The sequence below is a fragment of the Achromobacter sp. genome (assembly GCF_036567245.1).
Classification (GTDB): Bacteria; Pseudomonadota; Gammaproteobacteria; order Burkholderiales; family Burkholderiaceae_B; genus Achromobacter.
This window is the reverse complement of the sequence record NZ_DATCUY010000279.1, coordinates 12,520-37,283: the sequence shown is the minus strand read 5'-3', so window position 1 is coordinate 37,283 and position 24,764 is coordinate 12,520. Positions and strand designations below refer to the sequence as shown.

General features: G+C 64.9%; 25 protein-coding genes, 1 tRNA gene and 1 pseudogene. 11 read left to right on the top strand and 16 right to left on the bottom strand.

What is annotated here, in order from left to right; translation table 11 throughout:
* The 3 genes and pseudogenes from VIR09_RS12435 to VIR09_RS12425 all read left to right on the top strand — a co-directional run.
* Nucleotides 1–332 (top strand): annotated as a pseudogene (locus VIR09_RS12435) (IclR family transcriptional regulator); the annotation flags it as partial.
* A complete protein-coding gene (locus VIR09_RS12430) occupies nt 322–1,095 on the top strand; it encodes an IclR family transcriptional regulator (protein WP_332013148.1) in 774 nt (257 codons plus the stop codon). The pseudogene VIR09_RS12435 and the gene VIR09_RS12430, both read left to right, overlap by 11 nt.
* Before the next feature lie 207 nt (nt 1,096–1,302).
* The gene (locus tag VIR09_RS12425; RefSeq protein WP_332013147.1) at nt 1,303–2,502 is read left to right on the top strand and encodes an MFS transporter; all 1,200 of its coding nucleotides are present in this window, start codon (nt 1,303–1,305) and stop codon (nt 2,500–2,502) included.
* A 78-nt stretch (nt 2,503–2,580) separates the two neighbouring features.
* Here the strand turns inward: VIR09_RS12425 and VIR09_RS12420 are convergent, their stop codons facing one another.
* From VIR09_RS12420 to VIR09_RS12405, 4 genes are read right to left on the bottom strand one after another with little or no spacing between them, the layout of a single operon-like run.
* Nucleotides 2,581–3,891 (bottom strand): MFS transporter, encoded by a 1,311-nt coding sequence (locus VIR09_RS12420; RefSeq protein ID WP_332013146.1) that lies wholly within the window; start codon nt 3,889–3,891, stop codon nt 2,581–2,583.
* 42 nt (nt 3,892–3,933) lie between these two features.
* Nucleotides 3,934–5,082, bottom strand: a complete 1,149-nt coding sequence (gene dgoD, locus VIR09_RS12415; protein WP_013396423.1) for a galactonate dehydratase — start codon at nt 5,080–5,082, stop codon at nt 3,934–3,936.
* Nucleotides 5,079–5,732: a 2-dehydro-3-deoxy-6-phosphogalactonate aldolase gene (locus VIR09_RS12410; RefSeq protein ID WP_332013145.1), complete on the bottom strand. Its 654-nt coding sequence runs from the start codon at nt 5,730–5,732 to the stop codon at nt 5,079–5,081. Before VIR09_RS12410 ends, dgoD begins: the two co-directional genes overlap by 4 nt.
* A 9-nt stretch (nt 5,733–5,741) precedes the next feature.
* On the bottom strand, nt 5,742–6,743 hold the full coding sequence (locus VIR09_RS12405; RefSeq protein WP_332013144.1) for a 2-dehydro-3-deoxygalactonokinase: 1,002 nt from the start codon (nt 6,741–6,743) through the stop codon (nt 5,742–5,744).
* A 333-nt stretch (nt 6,744–7,076) separates the two neighbouring features.
* Between VIR09_RS12405 and VIR09_RS12400 the strand changes: the two genes are divergently transcribed.
* Nucleotides 7,077–7,895, top strand: a complete 819-nt coding sequence (locus VIR09_RS12400; RefSeq protein ID WP_332013143.1) for an IclR family transcriptional regulator — start codon at nt 7,077–7,079, stop codon at nt 7,893–7,895.
* Between the two features lie 17 nt (nt 7,896–7,912).
* On the opposite strand, the gene VIR09_RS12395 is transcribed toward VIR09_RS12400, so the two are convergent.
* From VIR09_RS12395 to VIR09_RS12380, 4 genes are all read right to left on the bottom strand, one after another.
* Entirely contained in the window at nt 7,913–8,533 is a 621-nt protein-coding gene (locus tag VIR09_RS12395) for a glutathione S-transferase (protein ID WP_332013142.1), read from the bottom strand.
* Between the two features lie 17 nt (nt 8,534–8,550).
* The gene (gene ampD / locus VIR09_RS12390) at nt 8,551–9,129 is read right to left on the bottom strand and encodes a 1,6-anhydro-N-acetylmuramyl-L-alanine amidase AmpD (protein ID WP_332013141.1); all 579 of its coding nucleotides are present in this window, start codon (nt 9,127–9,129) and stop codon (nt 8,551–8,553) included.
* A 75-nt stretch (nt 9,130–9,204) separates the two neighbouring features.
* Nucleotides 9,205–9,468, bottom strand: a complete 264-nt coding sequence (locus VIR09_RS12385; RefSeq protein ID WP_332013140.1) for a PP0621 family protein — start codon at nt 9,466–9,468, stop codon at nt 9,205–9,207.
* Nucleotide 9,469: 1 nt separating this feature from the next.
* Nucleotides 9,470–10,312, bottom strand: a complete 843-nt coding sequence (locus VIR09_RS12380) for a cytochrome C assembly family protein (RefSeq protein ID WP_332013139.1) — start codon at nt 10,310–10,312, stop codon at nt 9,470–9,472.
* 106 nt (nt 10,313–10,418) lie between these two features.
* Between VIR09_RS12380 and ffh the strand changes: the two genes are divergently transcribed.
* Nucleotides 10,419–11,822, top strand: coding sequence for a signal recognition particle protein (gene ffh / locus VIR09_RS12375; RefSeq protein ID WP_332013138.1), 1,404 nt, complete (start codon nt 10,419–10,421; stop codon nt 11,820–11,822).
* A gap of 234 nt (nt 11,823–12,056) precedes the next feature.
* On the opposite strand, the gene lysM is transcribed toward ffh, so the two are convergent.
* The 5 genes from lysM to trmB all read right to left on the bottom strand — a co-directional run bounded on the left by lysM (nt 12,057) and on the right by trmB (nt 15,122).
* Entirely contained in the window at nt 12,057–12,503 is a 447-nt protein-coding gene (lysM, locus tag VIR09_RS12370; RefSeq protein ID WP_013396414.1) for a peptidoglycan-binding protein LysM, read from the bottom strand.
* A gap of 42 nt (nt 12,504–12,545) precedes the next feature.
* Nucleotides 12,546–12,863, bottom strand: coding sequence for a hypothetical protein (locus tag VIR09_RS12365; protein WP_332013137.1), 318 nt, complete (start codon nt 12,861–12,863; stop codon nt 12,546–12,548).
* Between the two features lie 281 nt (nt 12,864–13,144).
* Nucleotides 13,145–13,345 (bottom strand): sulfur carrier protein ThiS, encoded by a 201-nt coding sequence (gene thiS, locus VIR09_RS12360; protein ID WP_013396412.1) that lies wholly within the window; start codon nt 13,343–13,345, stop codon nt 13,145–13,147.
* A gap of 14 nt (nt 13,346–13,359) precedes the next feature.
* Complete coding sequence (pip, locus tag VIR09_RS12355) at nt 13,360–14,298, bottom strand: prolyl aminopeptidase (protein ID WP_332013136.1); 939 nt, start codon at nt 14,296–14,298, stop codon at nt 13,360–13,362.
* The gene (trmB, locus tag VIR09_RS12350) at nt 14,298–15,122 is read right to left on the bottom strand and encodes a tRNA (guanosine(46)-N7)-methyltransferase TrmB (protein ID WP_332013135.1); all 825 of its coding nucleotides are present in this window, start codon (nt 15,120–15,122) and stop codon (nt 14,298–14,300) included. Before trmB ends, pip begins: the two co-directional genes overlap by 1 nt.
* A gap of 185 nt (nt 15,123–15,307) precedes the next feature.
* On the opposite strand from trmB, the gene VIR09_RS12345 reads away from it, so the two are divergent.
* Nucleotides 15,308–15,381 (top strand) — tRNA-Gly (locus VIR09_RS12345).
* A gap of 71 nt (nt 15,382–15,452) precedes the next feature.
* On the opposite strand, the gene VIR09_RS12340 is transcribed toward VIR09_RS12345, so the two are convergent.
* The gene (locus VIR09_RS12340) at nt 15,453–15,911 is read right to left on the bottom strand and encodes an Lrp/AsnC family transcriptional regulator (protein ID WP_013396409.1); all 459 of its coding nucleotides are present in this window, start codon (nt 15,909–15,911) and stop codon (nt 15,453–15,455) included.
* A 180-nt stretch (nt 15,912–16,091) separates the two neighbouring features.
* Between VIR09_RS12340 and VIR09_RS12335 the strand changes: the two genes are divergently transcribed.
* On the top strand, nt 16,092–17,051 hold the full coding sequence (locus VIR09_RS12335; RefSeq protein ID WP_332013134.1) for a LysR family transcriptional regulator: 960 nt from the start codon (nt 16,092–16,094) through the stop codon (nt 17,049–17,051).
* A gap of 58 nt (nt 17,052–17,109) precedes the next feature.
* On the opposite strand, the gene pntB is transcribed toward VIR09_RS12335, so the two are convergent.
* Together pntB and VIR09_RS12325 are read right to left on the bottom strand one after the other, a co-directional pair.
* Nucleotides 17,110–18,525: a Re/Si-specific NAD(P)(+) transhydrogenase subunit beta gene (pntB, locus tag VIR09_RS12330; protein WP_332013133.1), complete on the bottom strand. Its 1,416-nt coding sequence runs from the start codon at nt 18,523–18,525 to the stop codon at nt 17,110–17,112.
* A 28-nt stretch (nt 18,526–18,553) separates the two neighbouring features.
* Nucleotides 18,554–20,179 carry a Re/Si-specific NAD(P)(+) transhydrogenase subunit alpha gene (locus tag VIR09_RS12325; RefSeq protein ID WP_332013132.1) on the bottom strand — a complete coding sequence of 542 codons (1,626 nt, stop codon included), beginning with the start codon at nt 20,177–20,179 and terminating at the stop codon, nt 18,554–18,556.
* Between the two features lie 342 nt (nt 20,180–20,521).
* Between VIR09_RS12325 and metC the strand changes: the two genes are divergently transcribed.
* The 4 genes from metC (at nt 20,522) to VIR09_RS12305 (ending at nt 24,755) form a co-directional block, all read left to right on the top strand.
* Nucleotides 20,522–21,742, top strand: a complete 1,221-nt coding sequence (gene metC / locus VIR09_RS12320) for a cystathionine beta-lyase (RefSeq protein WP_332013151.1) — start codon at nt 20,522–20,524, stop codon at nt 21,740–21,742.
* Between the two features lie 40 nt (nt 21,743–21,782).
* Complete coding sequence (locus VIR09_RS12315) at nt 21,783–22,718, top strand: 4-hydroxy-tetrahydrodipicolinate synthase (protein WP_332013131.1); 936 nt, start codon at nt 21,783–21,785, stop codon at nt 22,716–22,718.
* Nucleotides 22,719–22,847: 129 nt separating this feature from the next.
* Nucleotides 22,848–23,627: an SDR family NAD(P)-dependent oxidoreductase gene (locus VIR09_RS12310; protein WP_332013130.1), complete on the top strand. Its 780-nt coding sequence runs from the start codon at nt 22,848–22,850 to the stop codon at nt 23,625–23,627.
* Nucleotides 23,628–23,735: 108 nt separating this feature from the next.
* A complete protein-coding gene (locus VIR09_RS12305) occupies nt 23,736–24,755 on the top strand; it encodes a tripartite tricarboxylate transporter substrate binding protein (RefSeq protein WP_332013129.1) in 1,020 nt (339 codons plus the stop codon).
* Nucleotides 24,756–24,764 lie beyond the last annotated feature (9 nt).

Below are 24,764 nucleotides of genomic sequence, written 5' to 3'. Positions count from 1 at the left end.
CGCAAGCGCCGGCCGACGAGGCCGAACCCGTGCTGGCGGCGCTGCGGCGCCAGGATCCGGCCATCTGGCGTCGCCATGCGCCGGACTGGGAGCAGGCGCAGCGCGACTATGCCGAGCATGGCTATTGCGTGGGGCAGGGCGATTGGCATTCGGACGTGCATGCGGTGGCAGTACCCATGCGTACGCGGGTCGACGGCCAGGCGCTGGTGTTCAACTGCGGCGTACCCGTCACGCGGTTGCGCCCGGGCGACCTGCGCGGCCGCATCGCGCCACGCCTGTTGACGCTGGTGACGCGCGTGGAAAAAATGCTGGAGCGCCAGAATGACGAGTGACCAGGACCGAGAGTTCACCACCACGCTGGCGCGCGGCATCGATATCCTGGCCTGCTTCCGGGCCGACATGCCGGTGCTGGCCAACAAGGACTTCGCGCAGCAGACCGGCCTGTCGCGCAGCGCCGTGGCCCGCTTGACGCACACGCTGGTGGAACTGGGTTTCCTGCAGCGCGAAGGCGAGCCTGCGCGCTACCGGCTGGGCGCCTCGGTGCTGGCGCTGAGCTATCCCCTGCTGGCCAGCATGCAGATCCGGCAGTTGGCGCGGCCGCTGATGAAGCAACTGGCCGACCATGCGCGCGGCGCCGTGTCCCTGGTGGTGCGCGACCGCCTGCAGATGGTGTACGTGGAGACGGCCCGTTCCAATGAAGCCTTGCAGACCCGGCCGGACATCGGCGCTTCGCTGCCGCTGCTCTCCAGCGCCGCCGGCAAGGCGTGGCTGGCGCGGGTCGGGGACGAAGAGCGGGCCACTGTATTGAACCAGCTGCGCGTGGCCGACGCCCGCCACTACGAGGCGCATTTCCCCAGCCTGGCGGCGGCGCGGCGCGACCTGGAACGCAAGGGCTATTGCGGCAACAACCTGGAGTGGCGCCCGGACGCCTACGGCTTTGCCGCGCCGCTGGGGCGGCCCTACCAGTCGCTGCTGTACGTCTTCAATTGCGGCGTGCCGTCGGACGACGGTCCTTACCGCGAGCGCGCGGCCGACATCGGCCCGCGGCTGGTCGCCCTGGCGCGGGAGACAGAAAGGCTGTTGGGGCTGGCTTAGTTCCGCTGAGCGCGCGCTACCCCGCCCTGCGTCGGGATTCATGACTCCAAGTCAAAAGTGTTTCGCTGTTTCCTGTCTTTTTCCGCAAGGATCGCAGCGGCATACTGGGCGCCTGCCTTCCGATCGGGCCTTTCCCGCGCCCCGGCCATCCGCGCCGGCCTGCTCCAGAAACGCTCCGGTCGGCGCAATCGAACCCAAGGAAACCACATGCATCCCCAGGACTCCCAGCCGGTGAAGGCCGGCCTGCCATTGTTGGCGCTTGCCGTCGGCGCCTTCGGCATCGGCGTGACCGAGTTTTCTCCCATGGGCCTGTTGCCCGTGATCGCCGAAGGGGTGGACGTGTCCATTCCCAGTGCCGGCATGCTGATCAGCGCCTACGCCATCGGCGTGATGCTGGGCGCGCCCCTGATGACGCTGGCCCTGTCGCGCTGGTCGCGCCGTAACGCGCTGCTGGTGCTGATGGCGATCTTCACGGTGGGCAACGTGTTGTCCGCGCTGTCGCCCAACTACACGACCCTGCTGCTGGCGCGCCTGGTCACCAGCCTGAACCACGGCGCCTTCTTCGGCCTGGGTTCGCTGGTGGCCGCCAGCGTGGTACCGCGCCACAAGCAGGCCAGCGCCGTCGCCACCATGTTCCTGGGGCTGACCATCGCCAATGTGGGCGGGGTGCCGGCCGCCACCTGGCTGGGGCAGGTCATCGGTTGGCGCATGTCGTTCGCCGCGACCTCGGTGCTGGGTTTGATCGCGATGTTGTCGCTGTGGTTCGCGCTCCCGGCGGGTGAAGCCGGACGCCGCCCCGACATTCGCCGCGAGCTGGCCGTGCTGAAGAGCCCGGTGGTGCTGGTGGCCTTGCTGACCACCGTGCTGGGCGCGGGCGCGATGTTCACGCTCTACACCTACGTCGCGCCGACGCTGGCGGAACTGACCGGCGCTTCGCCCAACTTCATCACGGCGATGCTGGTGCTGATCGGTATCGGCTTCACCATCGGCAACACCGTGGGCGGGCGCTTTGCCGACCGCTCGCTGGATGGCAGCCTGATCGCCTTCCTGGTGCTGATCATTGCCGACTTGCTGGCGTTTCCGTGGCTGGCCGCCACGCCGGTCGGCGCTGCGATTGCGCTGTTGATTTTCGGCTTCGGCACGTTCGCCGTGGTGCCGCCGCTGCAGATGCGCGTCATGCGCGCCGCCACCGACGCGCCGGGCCTGGCCTCGTCGGTCAACGTGGGCGCCTTCAACCTGGGCAATGCGCTGGGTGCGGCAGCCGGCGGAGGCGTGATCTCGGCGGGCATGAGCTATGCCGCAGTGCCCGTGGCTGGCGCCGTGATCGCCGCTGGCGGACTGGGCCTGGTGCTATGGCAGCGGGCCAGCAACCAGCGCCAGCGCAAGCTGGCGATGCAGGGCTGCTGAGGCCGCGGCAAGCAGCCAGTAAAAAGGGCGCCTGTGCACATGCAGGCGCCCTTTTTCATGCCGGGGAAACCGGAGCGGTCAAGCTTCGATCCGTTCCACCTTGCCCACCAGCAAGATGTACGACAGCGCGCCCAGCAAGGCCAGCGACGACACGTACACGATGGCCGGCGCGAAGCTGTCCTTGGTCACCAGGAAGCCAATCACGATGGGCGTGCAGATCGACGACAGGTTGCCGACGAAGTTGAACACGCCGCCCGTCAGTCCCAACAGGCGCACGGGCGCCAACGTCGACACCAGCGACCAGGTAATCGACGCCAGCCCGTTGCCGAAGAAGGCCACGGCCAGGAAGAAGATGACCCAGGGCGTGGAGTCGGTGAAGTTGGCGCCGATCATCGACGTGGAGATCAAGAGTCCGAGGATGATGGGCAGCTTGCGCGCCAGGCCGATGGTGGCGCCGCGGCGGATCAGGAAGTCGGACAGCACGCCCGAGCACAGCACGCCGACGAAGGCCGCCAGGAACGGCACCGACGCCAGGAAACCGGACTTGATGAAGTCCATGCCGCGGTACTTCACCAGGTAGGTGGGGAACCAGGTCAGGAAGAACCACAGCGTGGAGGTCAGGCAGAACTGGCCCAGGTACACGCCCCACAGCTTGCGCTTGCTCATGACCAGGCCCAGATCGTTCCAGTTGAAGGGGGCCTTCTTTTCCTTGACGTTGCGGTCCAGGTCGACCACGCCGCCGCCTTGCTGGATCAGCTCGATTTCCGCCGCGTTGGCGCCCTTGAACTGGCGCGGTTCGCGGTAGATCATGAACCACAGCACGCCCCAGACGATGCCCAGCAGCCCGGTGCTGACGAACACCATGTGCCAGCCGTAGTGATGCTGCAGCCACGCCAGCACGGGCGTCAGGAACGCCAGGCCGACGAACTGGCCCGAGGTGTAGAAGCCGATCGCGGTGGCGCGTTCGCGTTCGGGGAACCAGGTGGTGACGACGCGGTTGTTGATCGGATAGGCAGGCGCTTCCAGCGCGCCGACAGCCAGGCGCAGCACGAACAGGATGACGAAGCTGCCGGCAAAGCCCATGAAGAACGTGGCCGCCGACCACAGGATCAGCGCGGCCGCGTACAGCACGCGCGGCGACACACGGTCCACCAGCCAGCCGCCGGGGATCTGCATGGCGGCGTAGGTCCAGCCGAAGGCCGACAGGATCAGGCCTTCATGCACGGTGTCCAGGCCGAACTCGTCCTTCAGCGCCGGCGCGGCGATGGACAGGTTGCTGCGGTCCAGGTAGTTGATGACGACGGTGATGAACAGCATCACCATGATGAGGTACCGGCTGCGCGTGGGGCGCTGGGCGCTCTGCAGGCCGGCGTGGGTGGCTGTGGACAAGGGATGTCTCCTCTTTCTCTTTATCGGCTGGCTTTTATCGGCTTACCATTCGGCGAAGCTGCCGTCGGCATGGCGCCAGACCGGGTTGCGCCAGCGATGGCCGACGGCGGCGCGTTCCTTCACGTATTCCTCGTTGACCTCGATGCCCAGGCCGGGGCCTTGCGGAATCGCCACCATGCCGTCTTCGTAGGCGAAGACTTCGCGGTTGCTGACATAGTCCAGCAGGTCGTTGGCGGCGTTGTAGTGGATGCCCAGGCTCTGCTCCTGGATGAAGGCGTTGTAGCAACCGGCGTCGATCTGCAGGCAGGTCGCCAGCGCGATGGGACCCAGCGGGCAGTGCAGGGCCAGCGCCACGTCGTAGGCTTCTGCCATGGCCGCGATCTTGCGGGTCTCGGTGATGCCGCCGGCGTGCGAGGGATCGGGCTGGATGATGTCCACATAGCCTTCGGACAGCACGCGCTTGAAGTCCCAGCGCGAGAACAGGCGCTCACCCAGCGCGATCGGGGTGGAAGTCAGCGGCGCCAGTTCCTTCAGCGCTTCGTAGTGTTCGCTCAGCACGGGTTCTTCGATGAACATGAGCTTGAACGGGTCCAGCTCCTTCATCAGCACCTTGGCCATGGGCTTGTGCACGCGGCCGTGGAAGTCCACGCCTATGCCCACGTTGGGGCCGACCGCGTCGCGCACGGCGGCCACGTTTTCCAGGCACTTCTCGACCTTGTCGAAGGAATCGATGTACTGCAGCTCTTCGGTGCCGTTCATCTTGACGGCGGTGAAGCCGCGTTCCACGGCGCTCTTGGCGGCCGCGGCAGTGTCGGCGGGGCGGTCGCCGCCGATCCACGAGTACACGCGGATGCGGTCGCGCACGTTACCGCCCAGCAGTTGCGAGACCGGCACGCCCAGGTGCTTGCCCTTGATGTCCCACAGGGCCTGGTCGATGCCGGCCAGCGCGCTCATGTGGATGGCGCCGCCGCGGTAGAAGCCGCCGCGGTACAGCACGGTCCAGTGGTCTTCGATGTTGCGGGGATCCTTGCCGATCAGGTAGTCGGACAGTTCCTCGACCGCTGCGGCCACCGAATGCGCGCGGCCTTCGACGACGGGCTCGCCCCAACCGACGATGCCTTCGTCCGTTTCAATCTTCAGGAAGCACCACCGCGGCGGCACGATGTAGGTGGTGAGCTTGGTGATCTTCATGCTTGGGTCTCCTGGGCGGGATAGGCGCGTTGCCAGGCGGCGATGAATGCGCGCGCGTTCTGGCCGACTGCGGCGGCCGACAGGCCGGGTTTGTACAAGGCGGAGCCCAGGCCGAAGCCGCTGGCGCCCGCCTGGGCGTAAATGGCGATGTTGTCGGGCGTGATGCCGCCCACGGGCGCCAGCGCGATCGGCGGGCGCATGACGGCGCGCCAGGCCTTCAGCACGGCGGGGCCGAGCTGCTCGGCCGGGAACATCTTCAGCACGTCGGCGCCTGCCGCCAGGGCCGCGTAGGCTTCGGTGGGCGTGGCCACGCCGGGGCAGGAGGCCATGCCCAGCTGCTTGGCGCGGCGGATCACGGCGGCGTCGCTGTGCGGCATGACGATGAGCTCGCCGCCGGCCTGCTGGACCCGGGCGCAGTCCTCGGGATCCAGCACGGTGCCGGCGCCGATCAGGCAGTCGGTGGGCAGGGCCGCACGCATGGCGCGGATGCTGTCCAGCGGGTCCGGGGAATTCAACGGCACTTCGATCAGGCGGAAGCCCGCGGCATAGAGTTCCAGCCCTATGGCTTCGGCCTCGGCGGGCGTGATGCCGCGCAGGATGGCGATCAGGCCGCAGTGGGCCATGGCGGTTTGCAGACCGGGGTGGTTCATGTCGGGCTCCTATTCCGTGGAGGGCGAGGCGACCAGCCCGGCGCAGACGGCCAGGTGCCAGAGGCCGCGCTCGGTGGCGTTCTGCGCCTGCTCGGGCGTGCCCAGGCCGTAGTGCTGCATGGCCTGGATGTAGCGGCGGCACAGCGCGGGATCGCCGCAGAGCACGATACGGGGCAGTTCGCCCTGCTGTTCCAGCATGTCGGCCAGCGCGGCGATTTCATGGCCGATGAGCAGGCCCGACAGATAGTCGGCTTGCGACTCGGGCGCCAGTTCGCCGGTCAAGCCGAGCGCGCGCGTGCTGAAAATGGTGGACAGGACACCGGCGCGGCCGGCAGGCGCGCCAGCCACTTTCAGGCCGCGCTCGAAAGCGGCCATGTCGGCGCTGGCGGCGTCGGCCATGGTCCGGCCCAGGATGGTGTGGCCGCGTAGCGCGGCATAAACCTCGCCGGTCATGAAGGTGTCGAAATGCGTGACGCGGCCGCGGCGGGCGCTGACCCACTTCGAATGCGTGCCGGGCAGGCCGATCAGGACGCTGTCGGCGCTGCGGGTCGCCTGGTCCGCCATCACGCCGACGACCTGGGTCTCTTCGCCGCGTATCACGTTGGGCAGGCCATGACGCTGGATCAGGCCGGGCACGATATGCAGGGAGGGGCCACCCTCGCGTTCGACCTCGGTCAGCAGCGTGCCGATGCGCTGCAGGTCGACCGGCACGTCCAGGTAGGCGGCTTCCTTCCAACCCTGGGCGCTGCCGACCATGCCGCAGGCAATCACCGGGAGTGCGGGCTCGGCCCGCAGCCAGTCGCCGCATGCCTGCTCGAAGGCCAGTTCGAAGCCCGACAGCGCCGTGGTGGCGGCGCCGTCCTGCAGCGGCTGAGGCAGGCGCATGATGCCCCAGGGCAGGTGGCGCGTGTCCAGCGTGCGGCCTGCGGCATCCAGCCGGTAGGCGCGCAGCGAGGAAGTGCCCCAATCCAGCGCGATGAGCGCCGCGCGGGCGGGAGATCCGGTAGTCATCAGAATCTGTCTCGTTTCTGGCCGCAAATCCGGCTGCGGACGCGCGTTGAGGCTGGCGCGGAGTGCAGGGTTCTGCGGACCTTGTTGTCTGATGCCTGCCGGACGTTGGGAGCGCGCGGCGGGCGATGGGAAAAATTCTAGATCAGTGCTTGAAAAATCTCAAAATATAGAATCAAATCCCATATACAGGGAATATTTGGGTGGTGACAGTCCCTTCACCATCCCGTGCCCTCTCTGGGACATCACCCGGAAAGCGCGCCTTTTCCCGGCATCCCGCCGCGATCGTGCCGGTTATGCTTGCACTCGTTCTCTTTATCGCCCGACCCCGTTTTCATGACCACCTTGCAGACTCCCGACCGTACGCCCACCCTGGATCCCGATGCCGCCGCGCCCGCAGGCACGCAGACGCTGATGCGCGGCCTGGCGGTGGTGCAGGCGGTGGCCGGGGGGGCGCGCGACCTGAAGGAAATCTGCGCCCGCATTGGCGTGGCGCGCAGCACCACGCACCGCCTGGCCAGCTGCCTGGTGCAGGAACGCTATCTGCGGTCCTTGCCCGGTGTGGGCTATGTGCTGGGGCCCAAGCTGATCGAACTGGGTTTCCAGGCGCGCGAGGCCTTTCCCATGGCAACGCTGGCGCGTCCCTACCTGGACGGCCTGGCGGAACAGACGGGCGACACCATCCATCTCGCCGTGCGCGACAACGACGAGGTCCTGTACCTGGAAAAGATCCCTGGCAAGAAGGGGCTGGAAATGCGTTCGCGTGTGGGCCATCGCATGCCGCTGGCCGCCACGGGCGTGGGCAAGGCGCTGCTGCTGGATACCGAAGAGCCGCAATGGAAGGCGCTGTACCGCGTCGGCGCGCCGGTGTCGTCGCGTGCGCCCGGCGGCAGCCAGACCTGGGAGATCTTCCGCGACCGCATGCGCGACTACGCGGCCAACGGCTACGCGTTCGACCTCGAAGACAACGAGCCGTCCATCCGCTGCGTGGCGGCGCCGGTGCGCGACGCCTCCAGCGGCATCGTCGCCGCGATCAGCGTATCCAGCACGGTGCCCTACATGTCACTGGAACGCATGCGCGACATGGTCGCCGTCGTGCAGGGCGCGGCGGCGGGGATTTCAGCGGAATTGGGATGGAAGGTGGACCGCGGCTGAAGCCGCGGCCCGGCGCCTTATTCCAGCGGCAGCGTCAGCACGCCCTGCGGGGCCGGACGCATCATGACGCGGCGATACCAGGCCGACAGCGCCGGCGTGTCCGGGCGCTCGATCGGCAGGGCCAGCCAGCGGTGGGCGGAACAGACCAGGGCGATGTCGCCCATGGTCAGGTGGCGCCCGGCGATGAACTCGCGGCCCTGCAAAGCCTGGTCCAGGATCAGGGCGCGCGCATTTGAACGCTTGACCGAGTTGTCGATGGCGGCCTGGTCGCGTTTGGCCTCGGGCGTGCGGATCAGGCCCAGGAAGGCCGGTCCCATGACGCCCTGCCATTCGGTGGCTTGCCAGTCCATCCAGCGGTCGGCGTCCGCGCGCATGCACACGTCTTCCGGCCACAGGCTGCCCGCGCCGTAGCGCGCGGCCAGGTAGCGCACGATGGCGTTCGATTCCCACAGCACAAAGCCGCCGTCGTCGATGACGGGCACCATGCGGTTGGGATTCAGCTTGGCGAATTCAGGTGTATCGACCACGCCGAACGGGCCGCCCGCCTGCGTGAAGGAATGCGGCAGGGCCAGCTCGCGCACCGCCAGCATGACTTTCTGAACGTTGACGGAAGTCAGGCGTCCCCAGATCTTCAACATAACCATTCCTTGTAGTGTCAGACGGGCGGCAGCTGCCGCCGTGCAAAGCCGCTGTCGCGCGCAAAACGCGTCCAGTTGAAAGCGGGCCCGGGGTCGGTCTTGCGGCCCGGGGCGATGTGCTCATGGCCCCAGGCGGCGGCGAGCGGATAGCGCGCGCGCAGCGCCGGCGTCAGCCTGCGCAGCGCCAGGTACTGCTGTTCGGCGTAGGGCAGGGTATCCGTGCCTTCAAGCTCTATGCCGATGGAGAAGTCGTTGCAGCGTTCGCGGCCCACATGGCGCGACACGCCCGCATGCCAGGCGCGCTCATCGGTGGCGACGAATTGGATGATGCTGCCGTCGCGGCGGATGAAAAAGTGCGCCGACACGCGCAGGCCGCGCAGCCGTTCCAGCCAGGGATGCGAACCGTAGTCCAGCGTATTCAGGAACAGCCCGGCAACCTCAGGGCCGCCGAATTGCCCGGGCGGCAGGCTGATGTTGTGCAGCACCAGCAGCGATACCTGCGCGCCCGAGGGGCGCGCGTCGCGGTTGGGGGAGGGCATGAGCGAAATACCCGGGGCTGGCGCCAGCCAGCCATGACGATCCAGAAGCAAGGCCATGGGAAGAGAGCATGCGTGTTGATTCCAACACGCATTATGCCGTGCGGGGCGGCAAGCTTCTAATGAGGCGGCGGATCAGTGCTTGGCGGGGCCCAGGCGGGCGTGTTCCGCGCTGCACCAGATCTGGCCGTCCTGCTGCAAGGCTTCGGAGCGGGGCAGATGGATGCCGCAGTGGGCGCAACGCACCATGGATTCCAGTGGTTTGGGCCCGCCCGGGCCGGTCTTGGCCTTTTTTGCGTCCTGCGCGCCGGCCTGGCGTGCTGCCGCCATGCGCCCGGCCAGACGGGCCACGAACAGCACCAGGATGATCAGAACGATCCAGAACAGCAACTTGCCCACTTCAACCTCGATGCAGAATCATTTCCAGCACGAACCGGCTGCCGGTATAGGCCAGAATCAGGAACCCGAAACCCGTCAGCGTCCAGCGCAGGGCGACCCGGCCGCGCCAGCCCCAGATGTGGCGTCCGGCCAGCAGTACGCCGAAGGTCAGCCAGGACAGCAGGGTGAACACGGTCTTGTGATCGAACGGCAGGATCTTGCCCGTCAGCTTCATGGATGCTACCGAACCCGTGCCCACGGCCAGGGTCAGCACAACAAAGCCTATCCAGATGATGCGGAACAGCAGCTGTTCCTGAACCAGCAGCGGCGGCTGGGAATCCAGCACCCGGCCGACGATGCTGCGTTCGGCGGGAGCTTCCAGCGGGCGATGCAGGTGGCGGTCCAGCAGCGCCATCATCATGGCGTGCAGCGCGGCGATGGTGATCAGGCCATAGGCCGCCAGCGCGATCAGCAGGTGGACGCGCAGCCAGGCGTCATTGGCATGGGGCACGAACTGCCCCTGCGGGAAGAGCGCGGCCAGGCCGCTTGCGATGGTGGCGGCGGGCACTAGCAGCAATTGCAGGCCGTCTATGCGCACCAGCAGGCTTTCCAGCCAGAACACCACCATGCCCAGCCAGATGGCCGCGGACAGGGCCAGTGCCCACCCGATGAACAGATGCTGGGCCCCCAGCATCGATTGTTGCAGCCCAATTCCATGCAGAACCAGGGCACCCAGCAGGCACAGACGGGCGATCTTGCCGGTCTGTTCCACGCCGCCGCCGCGGGCCAGGCGGATCCAAAGGGACCCTCCGAGCACTGCGTACGCCAAGGCAGCCGCCGTGTGAAATACAATGCCTAGTGACATAGAAACCGTTGTCTGGATGGGGCCTTGGGGCGCATGCCGCCCGAAAGCGCAGAATCCGCGCCTGCGGCCACCGTTCAATCAACTAGTTTAAGCGGAAACGCCTCTCATGCTCGATAACCTAACTCAACGCCTGTCGCGCGTCGTCAAGACGCTGCGAGGGGAAGCCCGCCTGACCGAGGCCAACACCCAGGAGATGCTGCGCGAAGTGCGCATGGCGCTGCTGGAAGCCGACGTGGCCCTGCCCGTCGTGCGCGAGTTCGTCGCGCGGGTAAAGGAAAAGGCGCTGGGCGAAGAAGTCTCCAGCAGCCTCAGTCCCGGCCAGGCCCTGGTGGGCGTGGTCCACAAGGAACTGACCGCCCTCATGGGCGGCGACCTGGGCGCAGACTCCGGCGAACTGTCGCTGGCGGTGCAGCCGCCCGCCGTCATCCTGATGGCCGGCCTGCAGGGCGCCGGCAAGACCACCACCACCGGCAAGCTGGCGCGCTGGCTCTCCGAAGGCCAGCACACGCAGCACGGTCGCAAGACCGGCAAGAAGAAAGTGCTGGTGGTGTCCGCCGACGTCTACCGTCCGGCCGCTATCGACCAGTTGAAGAGCGTGGCGGCGCAGGTCGGCGTGGATTTCCTGCCGTCCGATCCCAGCCAGAAGCCCGAGGACATCGCCCGCAACGCGGTGGACCACGCGCGCCGCCACCACTATGACGTGTTGATCCTGGATACGGCCGGCCGCCTGGGCATCGACGAAGCCATGATGCGCGAGATCCGCGCGCTGCATGATCTGGTCAAGCCGGTTGAAACGCTGTTCGTGGTCGACGCCATGCAAGGCCAGGACGCGGTCAACACCGCTCGCGCCTTCGCGGAAGCGCTGCCGCTGACCGGCGTGGTGCTGACCAAGCTGGACGGCGACGCCCGCGGCGGCGCGGCCCTGTCGGTGCGCCACGTCACCGGCAAGCCCCTGAAGTTCGTCGGCGTCTCGGAAAAGCTGGACGGCCTGGAGCCGTTCTACCCCGAGCGCATGGCGCAGCGCGTGCTGGGCATGGGCGACATCGTGTCGCTGGTCGAGCAGGCCCAGAAGAACATCGATATCGCCGAAGCCCAGAAGCTGGCCGCGAAGATCAAGTCGGGCAACAAGTTCGACCTGAACGACTTCCGCGACCAGCTCGGCCAGGTGAAGAAGCTGGGCGACATGGGCTCGCTGCTGGAAAAGCTGCCGGCCCAGTTCCAGCAGGCCGCCGGCCAGCTGCAAGGCGGCCAGGCTGAAAAGCAGCTGCGCCGCACGGAAGGCATCCTGAACTCCATGACGGCAGCCGAACGCGCCAAGCCCGAACTCATCAAGGCCTCGCGCAAGCGCCGCATCGCGGCCGGTTCCGGCGTGCCGGTGCAAGAGGTCAACCGCCTGCTCGCCCAGTTCGAACAGATGCAGGGCATGATGAAGCAGATGAAGAAGGGCGGCATGGCCAAGATGATGCGCGCCATGGGCGGCATGAAGGGGATGGGCCGCTTGATGAAGTGATGCCCCACGGCGCGCGCACGGCGTGCGCTTGCTGTGTGCCCCCAACGCCGCACTCGCTTCGCTCGCTTGCTGCCCCCAAGGGGGGGGGCGCTTTTTCCTTGGGGCGGCCCGGCGGAAAAAAAATGGCCAGACATTGCGTCTGGCCAAGTAATCGCGGCTAGCAGGGGGCGCCTGCCGCGATGCAAGCCGGAAAGCGCATGGGTGCTTTCCAGCTTGTCCGATTTCCGCAGGTGATCAGGACAGGGGCGGGATGCGCAGCACCTGGCCCGGGTAGATCTTGTCGGGGCTGGTCAGCATGGGCTTGTTGGCTTCGAAGATCAGGTTGTTCTTGGCGCCCTGGCCCTTGCCATATTGCGCTTCGGCAATCTTCCACAGGTTGTCGCCCTTTTGCACCGTGTACATCTTGGCTTCCGGCGCGGCCTGTTTCACCTTCAGTTGGTTGTCCACCTGGGCCACGCCCACGGTGTTGCCCAGCGCCAGAGTGATCTTCTCTGCCGCTTCCGTGCTGAGGGCCTCGCCCGCCACCGTGACCTTGTCGCCATCGACCGAGATCTGCAAGCCGTCGGCATTCAGGCCGTGCTTATCCAGCTCTTTCTTCAATTCGTCCGCCGTCGCGGCCTTGGCCTCGCTGGCGCCGAAGAGCTTTTCTCCAACGTCCTTGATGAAATTGAGCAGACCCATAGTGTTTCCTTTATCTATGTTGCGGTGAGAAAACCAGTGCCTTCAGGGCTTTTGGCCCATGAACATTTTGCGCACGACGCCGGCGATCAAGGTCAGCACGGCGCCACCGACGCCGCCGCCGACCACGCTGCTGGCGATCGCAGAAAGATCCATTCCCGTATTGCCCGCTGCAACCGCGCCGGCTCCCGCGGTAATCATCGGGGCCAGCCAGGAACCACCCGCCAGGCCGCCGATGGCGCCTGCTATGGTGTTGCCCAAAGGACCCAGATTGAACTGCTGGAGCATCTTTCCCAGGCCATTGCCCCCGGCAGCGCCGGCGACAAGCTGGATGATCAGGTTGATGATGACTGCGGTGTTCATGATGCCTCCTCTGCCCATGAGGGCGATGTGCAACGCTAGAACAACAGCAAGACAAGAGTACGAAACCAGCAGGAACGATTATGACTCGCACATTCCCCGCGCGACGAGGGGTTAACGTGTAACAGGTTGCTAGCCTGTTGGCAGACTACGCAAGAATGCTGGTCAGTTTGCAGGGAATGCACCGCGGTGGGTCTAAACCGCATCCGGCGCGCGGCTACATGCGACAAGGGCCACTATCGCAGCGGCCCTTGTCTTTGCAGCTTTTCAGTGCGGCCCTGGCTTCAGCCGCCGCCGACGGCCACGACGATTTCGATCTGGTCGCCGTCCGTCAGCGCGGTCTGCTCGTGCTGGCTCTTCGGTACGATTTCGCCGTTGCGTTCCACGGCCACGCGCTTGCCGGCATAGCCCAGCGCTTCCAGCAGCTCGTTCACGGTCGTGTCCAGGGGAAACTCCCGTGCGTCTCCGTTCAGGGTGATGTGCATGCAGGTCTCCTCAGTTATCGCGCGTAGCCGTCGGTGGCGGCGATCAGCCGCGCCAACGTGCCGGGTTCGTCAAACGCATGACCCGCGTCCGGGACCAGGTGGAATTCGGCCTCGGGCCAGGCACGGTGCAGGTCCCAGGCAGTGCGCGCCGGGGTGCAGACGTCGTAGCGGCCCTGCACGATGGTGCCGGGTATGCCGCGCAGCTTTTGCGCGTCGCGGATCAATTGGCCTTCTTCCATGAAGCCGTGGTTCACGAAGTAGTGGTTCTCGATGCGGGCGAAAGCCAGCGCGGCGCGGTCGGCGGCATGGCTTTGCTGATGGCGCGGGCTGGGCAGCAGCGTGATGGTGCTGTCTTCCCATTTGCTCCAGGCCTTGGCCGCGCGCAACTGCTCGGCCGGATCGTCGCCCGTCAAGCGCTTGTGATACGCCGCGACCAGATCGCCGCGCTCGGCTTCCGGAATCGGCGCCAGGTACTCTTCCCAGCGGTCGGGGAACAGCCACGACGCGCCTTCCTGATAGAACCAATGGATCTCCGAGCGGCGCAGGCTGAATATGCCGCGCAACACCAGCTCGCTGACGTGGGATACGTGGGTTTCCGCATAGGCCAGCGCCAGCGTCGAACCCCAGGATCCGCCGAACACCAGCCATTTTTCCGCGCCCATGACCTCGGTGCGCAGACGTTCGATGTCCGACACCAGGTCCCAGGTCGTGTTGTTCTCCAGGCTGGCGTGGGGTTGCGAACGGCCGCAGCCGCGCTGATCGAACAACAGCACGTTGTAGCGCTGCGGATCGAACAACTGGCGATGCACGGGCGAGCAGCCGCTGCCGGGGCCGCCATGCAGGAACACGGCGGGCTTGCCCTGCGGATTGCCGCAGAGTTCCCAATAGATCTGGTGGCCGTCGCCAGTGTCCAGCGTGCCTTGGCGGTAGGGTTCGATAGGCGGATATAGCATCAGGCGACTCGCTTGAAGATCAGGTCCCAGACGCCGTGGCCCAGGCGCAGGCCGCGGTTCTCGAATTTGGTCAAAGGGCGGTAATCGGGGCGCGGCGCGTAACCGTCCGCGGTATTGGCAAGCTGTGGCTCGTTGCCCAGCACGTCCAGCATCTGCACCGCGTAGTCTTCCCAGTCCGTGGCGCAGTGGATGTAGCCGCCCGGCGCGATGCGGCTGGCCAGGAGCGAGATGAACGCGGGCTGGATCAGACGGCGTTTGTGATGGCGCTTCTTCGGCCAGGGATCCGGGAAATAGATATGCACGCCGGCCAGCGAGTCCGGGGCGATCATGTCGCGCACCACTTCCACCGCATCGTGCTGGATGATGCGCAGGTTGGGGATACTGGAGTCTTCAATGCGGCGCAGCAGCGAGCCGACGCCGGCGTTGAACACCTCCACGCCCAGGAAGTTGTCGCCCGGACGCGCCAGTGCGATCTTCTCGGTGGTCTCGCCCATGCCGAAGCCGATCTCCAGCACCGTCGGCGCCTGCCGGCCGAAGGCGGCGGCGGGATCCAGGCGGCGGGGCGCATACGCGATGGACCATTGGCCCATCAGGCGCTCGAGCGCGGCCAACTGGCCTTGGGTGATATGGCCGCGGCGATGCACAAAGCTGCGGATGTGGGTCGCGCCCGGGCTGTTGGGGGCGTGCGCGGTGCTGGCCAGCGCCGCCTGGGTTTCCGGGGAAACGGCCGCCGACGCGGCCTCGCCGCCAGGCGTTGCGGGGGTGCTTGCGGCAGCCGGGGCCGGGGCGGTCGCAGGGTTGTTTTCGGGGGTGTTCGTATTCATAGCCCGAATTGTAGTGGCAGGTCCGGCGCACCGCTGTCGCCCAGATGCACTAAATTGGGGACGTATTTAATCCGCAAAGGCCGAAGCCCTCCGGAGTATGGCGGCGACCGGCCTCCGGCAATGAAAAAAGGCGCGCTATAATCGCCGCCTCTGCTTCGGCTTTGCGCCGCAGGCACGACACCCGAGCGGGTGTAGTTCAATGGTAGAACGGCGGCTTCCCAAGCCTCAAGCGTGGGTTCGATTCCCATCACCCGCTCCAATTACGCTCCACATCCAATCCGTCGCTTTGGAATGCCATTCCCTAGGGCTGGGGCTTGCCACGCTTGCGAATCAAAGATGGTCTAGCGGCAACGCCGTGGTGTACTTGAGTTCCTCCATCGCAAAACTCGAGCTCACGTCAAACAGTTCGGCGACCTGGATGAGCTTCTTGTAGACGAAATCGAACCCCGCGATATCGGGGACCACCACCTTGAGAAGGTAGTCGGTGTCGCCGGTCATCCGATAGAACTCCATGACCTCCGGCATATCCTTGACGCCGAGCGAGAATTTTTCAAGCCAATTGAGGTCATGGCGGTTCGTCTTTATCGAGACGAACACCGTCACGCCCAGCCCCGCCTTGTTGTTGTCCAACAGGCAAACCTGGCGGCGAATCAGGCCGGACGCCTGCAAGTGCTGAATCCGCTTCCAGCACGCGGTCGGCGACAGGTGGACCTGTTCCGCGATTTCATTGTTCGAGAGGCGCGCATCTGTCTGAAGCAACGCGAGGATGCACCGATCTTTCTTGTCCATGGCTCACTCAACTTACCCTCACTCTTGCGCGGCAAACATATCCAGGATGCCGGTGCTGCCGCGCGGTTCGGAGGCCAAACCTGAGGCCGATGTTATAGATCGCCCCAGCTTGGGGCGATACAATTCATCGAGCCAGACCTACAAGAAAATTTATATTTGAACCGGCAAGCCGGAGGCGCGATGCAAGAGGTGGACCTTACTCTCACGCAGACTTTTTTCCTCGTCGCACAGGAGGGAACCTATTCGGCCGCGGCGCGCAGGCTGAACATCACTTACCAGTCGGTGGCCAATCACATCCGGCGCCTCGAGCAGCGCGTCGGCGAGAAGCTGGTGATCGCTGGGCGTGGCGCCAAGTCGATCAAGCTCACGCCGCGCGGCACCAGCCTTTACCGACTGCTGGCGCCGGAATTCGATGTCATGCTGACGCGCCTGGGCAGCCTGATCGATAAGGAGCGGCCGGTCATCCGTATCGGGATGCCGCACGCGATCTTTTACTACCTGCTGCCGCCGGTGCTGACGAAGTTTCGGCGGATGTATCCCAACGTCGAGATCGTCGGCTACGAAAAGGACGTCTCGCTGCCGGAACTGATCCGCAACGGCTCGCTGGATGTCTGTTTGAGCGAGCGCTATTTTGGCGATGCCGTGATTCCGCAGCGCGTGATCTGCGACTATCAGCCGGCGCTGGCGTTCCCGTCGAGCTGGCCCGCGCCAGCCGATGAGGCGGCTGTTCCGGAATGGGCTCTGGGACGGCCGCTGGTGACATATGAACCCGGCCAGATGCTCCGCAATATCGCACTGGACTATTTGTCGGTCGGCAACGAGCAGCCCAAGGTCGCGGTGTCCACCTCGACCAGCATGAGCGTCAAGCGCTGCGTCGACGAAGGCCTGGGCTTCGCATTGCTGCCCACCTGGTGCATCGACGAGTCGGAAAGGCGCCTGAACTGCATCGCGCTTCCCAACGCGCCGAAGATTCCCATCTATTTCGGCGAAGCCATGTTCCTGAAATCGAATCCGTTCGTCCGTACGCTTCACAAGCTTTGCCTGGAGATTTTTCCCACCACAATCGAAGAGCGCGCGAGCCGCTGGAACTCCCTCAAAGCAAGCAGGCCGAGACGCGCCCGACCCGCCGCGCGAAGCTGAGGCCTTTCATCCGTGCCGGGCGCCATCGCCACGATGGCGCCCGGCACGGGGAGGCTGGTCAGCCCCTGAGCGCTGACAGCACCTCGTCCAGCATCTTCTTCGCATCCCCGAACAACATGCGGTTGTTCTCTTTGTAGAACAGCGGATTGTCCACACCCGCATAGCCCGAGGCCATCGACCGCTTCATCACGATGGAGTGTCTGGCTTTCCATACTTCCAGCACCGGCATGCCGGCGATCGGGCTCGTCGGGTCTTCCGCCGCACTGGGGTTCACGATGTCGTTGGCGCCGATCACCATGGCCACGTCGGCGTCCGGGAACTCCTCGTTGATTTCGTCCATCTCCATCACGATGTCGTAGGGCACCTTGGCCTCGGCCAGCAGCACGTTCATGTGGCCCGGCATGCGGCCAGCCACCGGATGGATGGCGAAGCGCACGTCCACGCCTTTTTCGCGCAGGGTCTTGGTGATCTCGTACACCGTGTGCTGGGCCTGGGCCACGGCCATGCCATAGCCGGGAACGATGATCACGCTCTTGGCCTCGCGCAGCATGTCGGTCGTTTCGGTGGCGTTGACGGGCACGACTTCGCCTTGCGGCGCCGCGGCCTGGCCGCCCGAGGCCGCCCGCTTCGGCGCGCCGGAGCCGAAACCGCCCGCGATCACGCTGACGAAGTTGCGGTTCATCGCCTGGCACATGATGTAGGAGAGGATCGCGCCCGAAGAACCCACCAGCGCGCCAGTGACGATCAGCAGATCGTTGCTCAACATGAAGCCCGTGGCCGCCGCCGCCCATCCCGAATAGCTGTTGAGCATGGACACCACGACCGGCATGTCGGCTCCGCCGATAGCCATGACCATGTGCACTCCGAACAGCAGCGCGATCACCGTCATGACGACCAGCGCCGGCATGCCCGCAGCGGGGCCGGCGGCATCAAGGAACTGTTTGCCGAACCACATCACGGCCAGCAGCGCCGCCAGGTTGAGCCAGTGGCGGCCCGGCAGCAGCAGCGGCTTGCCGCCGATCCTGCCGTTGAGTTTGCCGAAGGCGATCAGCGAGCCGCTGAACGTGATCGCGCCGATCAGGATGCCGACATAGATCTCCACCTCGTGGATGGCTTTCTCCGCGCCCTGGAACTGCACCGAGGTATCGACATAGCTGGCGAAGCCGACCAGGCAGGCGGCCAGACCCACCAGGCTGTGCATGAGCGCAACCAGCTCGGGCATCTGGGTCATTTTCACGACCCTGGCAGCGTAGAGTCCGATGCCTCCGCCGACGACCAGCGCGCCAACGATCCAGGCAATGCCGTTGGGACTCACGCGCGGGCCGAGGACGGTAGCCAGCACGGCCAATGCCATGCCGATCATGCCGAAGAGGTTGCCGCGGCGCGAGGTTTCCGGGTTGGACAGTCCTCCCAGACTGAGGATGAAGAGAATGGCAGCACCGAGGTAAGCGACGGTAGCAAGCGATTGGGACATGTTCGTTTTCCTTATGCTCTGGTTGCTGTTACTTGCGGAACATGGCGAGCATGCGGCGTGTGACGGCAAAGCCGCCGAACATGTTGATGGCCGTGAGCACCAGGGCGGCGAAAGCGAGCCACAGGATCAGACCGTCCGGCCGGCCGCCAGCGCCGGCTTCGGGCGGCGCGATCTGCACCAACGCGCCAAGCGCGATGATGCTGGAGATGGCGTTGGTCACGCTCATCAGCGGGGTATGCAGCGCCGGCGTGACATTCCACACCACCATGTAGCCGATGAAGCAGGCCAGCACGAACACCGTGAAATGGCCCAGGAAGGCCGCGGGCGCGTAGGCGCCTATGCAGGCAAACAGCACGGCCGCCACGCAGAAGACCATGGCCAGCGCTTTGGCCGACATGGGCACGCGGCGACCATGACCGTGGCCGCTCTTCTTCCCGGCCATCGGTACGGCGGCCGCCTTGGGCGCAGGCGGGGGCGGAGCCTGTTTCAGTGGCGGAGCCGGCCAGGTGATGGCGCCGTCCTTGATCACCGTCAGACCCCGGATAGCGTCGTCTTCCATGTTGACGATCGCCATTCCGTCCTTGGCTTTGCACAACTCCTCGGCCAAGCGCAGCAGATTGGTGGCGTACAGCGTGGATGATTGCCTGGCCAGGCGCGACGCCAGGTCGATGTAGCCGATGATGGTCACGCCGTGGCGCACCACGGCTTCGCCGGGCACGGTGAGTTCGCAGTTGCCGCCCTGTTCGGCGGCCATATCCACGATCACGCTGCCGGACTTCATGCTCTGCACCATCTCGGCCGTGATGAGCTTGGGGGCCGGCCTGCCGGGGATCAGGGCGGTGGTGATGATGATGTCGGCGTCCTTGGCCTGCTGCGCATACATCTGGCGCTGCGCGGCCAGGAACCCCTCGCTCATGACCTTGGCGTATCCGCCGCCGCCCGAACCGTCTTCCTCGTAGTTCACCTTGACGAACTCGCCGCCCAGCGACTTGACCTGGTCGGCCACCTCGGCGCGCGTGTCGTTGGCGCGCACGATGGCGCCCAGGCTGGCGGCCGTGCCGATGGCCGCCAGGCCCGCCACGCCTGCGCCGGCGATGAAGATTCTGGCCGGGGGGACTTTGCCCGCCGCAGTGATCTGGCCGTTGAAGTAGCGACCGAAGGCGTTGGCCGCCTCGATGACGGCGCGATAGCCGCTGACGCTTGCGGTGGAGGTCAGCGCATCCATCTTCTGCGCGCGAGAGAGCGTGCGCGGCAGGCAGTCGATGGCCAGTACCGTGGCGCGCCTGGCGGCCAGTTGCTGCATCAGCTCGGGGTGCTGGGCCGGCCAGATGAAGCCGATCAGCATGCCGCCTTCGCGCATCAGGCCGACCTCGGCGGGGCTGGGCGGGCGAACCTTGAAGATGATGTCCGATGCGGCCCATAGGGCTGCGGCGCCATGGACGATCTCGGCCCCGGCGGCACGGTAAGCCTCATCGCTGAAATTCGCGGCTTCGCCGGCGCCGGATTCGACGGCGACCTTGAAGCCAAGCTTGATCAGTTTCTCGACGACGTCGGGCACCGTGGCGACGCGCTTTTCCAGCGGGAAGGTTTCCCGTGGCACGCCTATGCGCTGGGCCTCGCTACGTCGCGGCGGGTGGATGGAAGTGTTGGACATGGCCAGGTCTCATCAGGTTTGAAAATCGGTATGGCCTGGCGGCCTGAAGACCGCCAGTGCCGACGCTTGCCCGCAATCGTCTGTCGCGACACATGAATCGACCGCGCAAGCACATTGAAAATAGGGGCGGATATGAGCCGGCATTGCGCCTTACCCGATTTAGCCAGTCCGCCGTCGCCAGATTGTCAGGATTCGGCGGTGATTATTTTTCTATTTTTGCCCTCGGAAACGGTTAAAAATAGAAAAGTTTTCACCCGCTGTCCTCATAGACTTGTTCTCGTCATCAGTGGTCATCGACTTCCCTTGGAAGCGCTGGCCGTGCATCCACGGAGATTGAAGTTCATGAGGGAAAGCACTCAACTCGTCAGCGCAGGCCGGCATCCGGAACGTTTTGGTGGCCTGGTGAATACCCCGATCTGCAGGGCATCGACGATACTCGCGGGGAGCATGGCGGAATGGGAAGGCATGAAGCGCGCCCGCGCCGCGCAAGAGCCGGGCGCGACCACCTATGGCCGCTATGGAACCGCCACTACCCACGCGTTCGAGGAGGCCATGGCTGCCCTGGAAGGCGGCCACCGCTCGTTGGTCTTTCCCTCGGGCCTGGCGGCCATTGCCACGGCGCTCACCGCATTACTCAAGGCCGGCGACCATATCCTGGTGTCATATAGCGCCTATTCCCCGACCCGTTCCTTCCTCGATCGCGTGCTTAGCCGTTTCGGGGTGGACGTACAGGTCTACGACCCTGCTTGCGGCACGAGCATTGAATCGCTCATGCGGCCCAATACGCGCGTCGTATTTGTCGAATCGCCGGGTTCCGAAACACTGGAAATCCAGGATATCCCTGCCATCGCGGCAGTCGCGCACGCGCACGGCGCCTTCGTCGTCATGGACAATACCTGGGCCACACCCTTGTTCTTCAAGGCTTTCGAGCATGGCGTCGATGTGTCCATCCACGCCGCGACCAAGTACATCGTGGGCCATTCGGATGCCATGCTAGGCGTGGTGACCTGCAATGAAGCCACCTGGCCCAAGATCAAGGAGACGACGCAGGAAATGGGCCAGACGGCCAGTCCTGACGATATCTTCCTGGCGCTGCGCGGACTGCGCACCTTGGGCGTGCGGCTGCAAAAGCATATGACGTCGGGAATCCGCGTGGCCCAGTGGCTTGCGCAGCAAGCCGAGGTCGAGGCCGTGGTGCATCCGGCGCTGCCGTCGCATCCGGGCCACGCCATCTGGAAACGTGATTTCAAGGGAGCGAGCGGCCTATTCACAGTAGTCCTGCGCGCAAGCGATGACGAATCAGTGGCCGCCTTTGTCGATGCGCTGCAGCATTTCGGAATCGGCGTGTCCTGGGGCGGCTTTGAAAGCCTGGCCATACCGTTCAGCCCGGGAAAGCACCACGGCGATCGCTGGCCTCACAAGGGCAAGGCAGTACGCATGCATGTGGGGCTGGAGGATCCGGAAGACCTGATGGCCGACCTGAAGCAGGGTTTGGCCGCGATGGTTGCTTGCCAGGGGGCGCGGCAGCAAGATACTCGGAACGAAGTCGCCCGCTCGGCTTGAACCCCTACCATTTTTGACTCTGCCATTATTGGAGATATACATGAGCAAGATGAAGATCACCGGGTCCTTCGTGGCCCTGATTACCCCGTTCAACAAGGACGGCAGCCCCGATTACGAAGCTTTCCGCGAACTGCTGAAATTCCAGGAAGACAACGGCACCAGCGCCGTGCTCATCATGGGCTCCACGGGCGAGGTTTCCATGCTGTCGCAAAAAGAGCGCCAGGACATCATCGTGGAAACCGCGAAGATGAAGACCGGCAAGATGAAGCTCTTCTATGGCTGCACCGGCAACAACACCGAGGCAACCATGGATTACCTGCGTTTTGCACGGGCCAACGGCGCCGATGGCGCCATTCTGGCCGCGCCTGCCTATATCTGCGCCTCCGAATCGGACATCGAAAGCTATTTCCTCGAAATCGCCGACGCCACCGACCTGCCGCTGGGCATCTACAACAATCCGCCGCGCGTCAAGAGCGACCTGCACTGGGACCAGCTGCTGCGCATCTTCAAGCATCCGAACTACGTGGTCCACAAGGAATCCACCACGCGCGTGGGCCAGGTGGCGCAGGTGCTGTATGGCGCGCCCGACGTGTCCGTGATGTGCTGCGATTCGCCCAACCTGGGCCTGGTAGTGCCGACCATGAGCCTGGGCGGCCATGGCACGGCCAACATGACCGGCAATATTGCTCCGGCAGAGTTGACAGAGATTTCCCAGCCCTGGACCTCGCCCGAGGTCAGCTTCAGCTTCCGCGAGTCCTATTTGCGCAATCTGCAATTGCTGCACTACTCGTATTCGGCCATCAATCCGGTCGCCATCAAGTCACTGATGAAGGCCGTGGGCCTGCCCGCCGGCGAACTGCGCAAGCCGCTGCGCGCGCTGGAAGGAGAACCCTTGCTCAAGGGCCTGCGCGCGGTCAAGGCGCTGGGCCTGGACAAGAAGTACGGCTGGAGCTCGCTGCAGCTGAAGGCCGCCTGATCCGAGGCAGGACGAGTCCGGAAAGGACTTGCGTCGGAGGAGAATCCGCCTTGCGGCTTTCTCCGACGGAACTCCTCTCCGGCCATTTCATGTCATGGCCTGGGCTGCGCCTTTGGAATAGGAAACGCTATGGATTTGGGAATTCGAGGCCGCCATGCGCTGGTTTTCGGCGGCAGCAAGGGAATGGGCCGCGCCTGCGCCCATCAGTTGGCGAGCGAAGGCGTCAACGTGACCATCGCGGCGCGCACGGAAAGCACGCTGTCCAGGACCGCCGATGAAATCACGGCGGCCACGGGAACTCGCGTCCGATATGCGGTTGCCAATATCACCACGGATGAAGGGCGGGAGGCGGCGCTTTCGGTGTGCCCCGCGCCCGATATCCTGGTCAACAATGCGGACGGAGCGCCGCCCGGTGACTTTCGCCAGTGGACCCAGTCTGATTGGCATGCGGCCCTTGATGCCATGGCCCTCGGACCGATCGACATGATCCGCCGGGTCGTTGATGGCATGATGGACCGGAGGTTCGGCCGCATTGTGAACATCGTTTCGCGCAGCGTAAAAACCCCGCAGCTCGAACTCGGCCTTTCCAATGGCGCGCGTTCCTGCCTGGTGGGTTTTGTTGCGGGCCTGGCGCGCCAGACGGTGCGGCACAACGTCACCATCAACAACCTGCTTCCGGGAGTCTTCGCCACCGATGCGCAGCGGCATCACATAGAAGGAATGCTAGAGCCGGGCGGCAAGAACTTTGACCAGCTGTGGGCGGAGCGCGGCTCCAACAATCCCGCTGGCCGCTACGGCGAGCCCGAGGAATTGGGCGCGCTTTGCGCATATATCTGCGCGGCCCAATCCGGCTATATATGCGGCCAGAATATCTTAATAGACGGCGCCGCCTATCCGGGCACCTACTGATTCGCCTACGATCATCCCGCTTTCCACACCACCCCTCTTTCATGGATTGCGGGTCCCAGGAGGGGAGTTGTACTCGTTGCCCAACCATTTTCAATGAGATCGTTCGTCATGCGTAATACCCCATTTCGTTCTCGCCGCTTTTGCATGAAAGGTATTGCGGCCGTTGTCGGTGGCTTGGCCGTGCTGGGTTCGGTACAGGCGCAGTCGAAACCGGACGCCTCCTATCCCAGCCGCCCGATTACCATCGTGGTGCCTCACCCTCCTGGCGGTTCCGTCGACGGCCTTGCCCGCATATTTGCCGTGAAGCTTGGCGAGGAGCTGAAGCAATCGGTCATCATCGACAACCGGGCGGGGGCGTCCGGGATGGTGGGAGCCGGCGTGGTCGCGCGCGCGGCGCCGGATGGCTATACGCTGTACCTGAATGCCTCGATCCACAACATCAACCCCTTGCTTTATGGGAAGAAGATGACCTTCGATGCGGTGAAGGACTTCACCCCCATCAGCGGTCTCGCCCAGGGCGCACTGATATTCAGCGTGAACAACGATGTTCCTGCGAAGACCGTGCAGGAATTCGTCGGCGCGGTGAAGGCAGCCCCCAACAAATACAATTTCGCAACCACGGGCTTTGGTTCGGCGGGGCACCTCGCCATCGCGCAGTTCGCATATGAAGCCGGCCTTTCCGATCTGCAGATCCCGATCGTCCTCTACAAAGGCGGGGGCCCCGCCTTGACCGATTTGATCGGCGGGCAAGTCCATGCTCTGGCCGATCCGATGCTCTCCTCGCTGCCCATGGTCAAGTCAGGCAAGATACGCGCGTTGGCGGTAACCGGCGACAAGCGCAGCGCCTTGCTTCCGGACGTGCCGACGATGCGCGAAGCCGGGTTGAAGAATTTCGAGTTTTATTCCTGGTATGGCTTGTGGGCGCCCGCCAAGCTGCCGGAGCCGATACTCAAGAAGCTGGAGGTCGCCACGCAGAAAATCATGACGTCCGCCAGCATGAAGGAGCAGCTCGACAACCTCGGCTTTGAAAGCTCATACAGGAACAGCGCGGACTTCGCGCAGTACATCCAGGCCGAGACGGCCAAATACAGCGCCATCATCAAGCAGGCCAATATCACCGCGGACTGAGGCTATTTC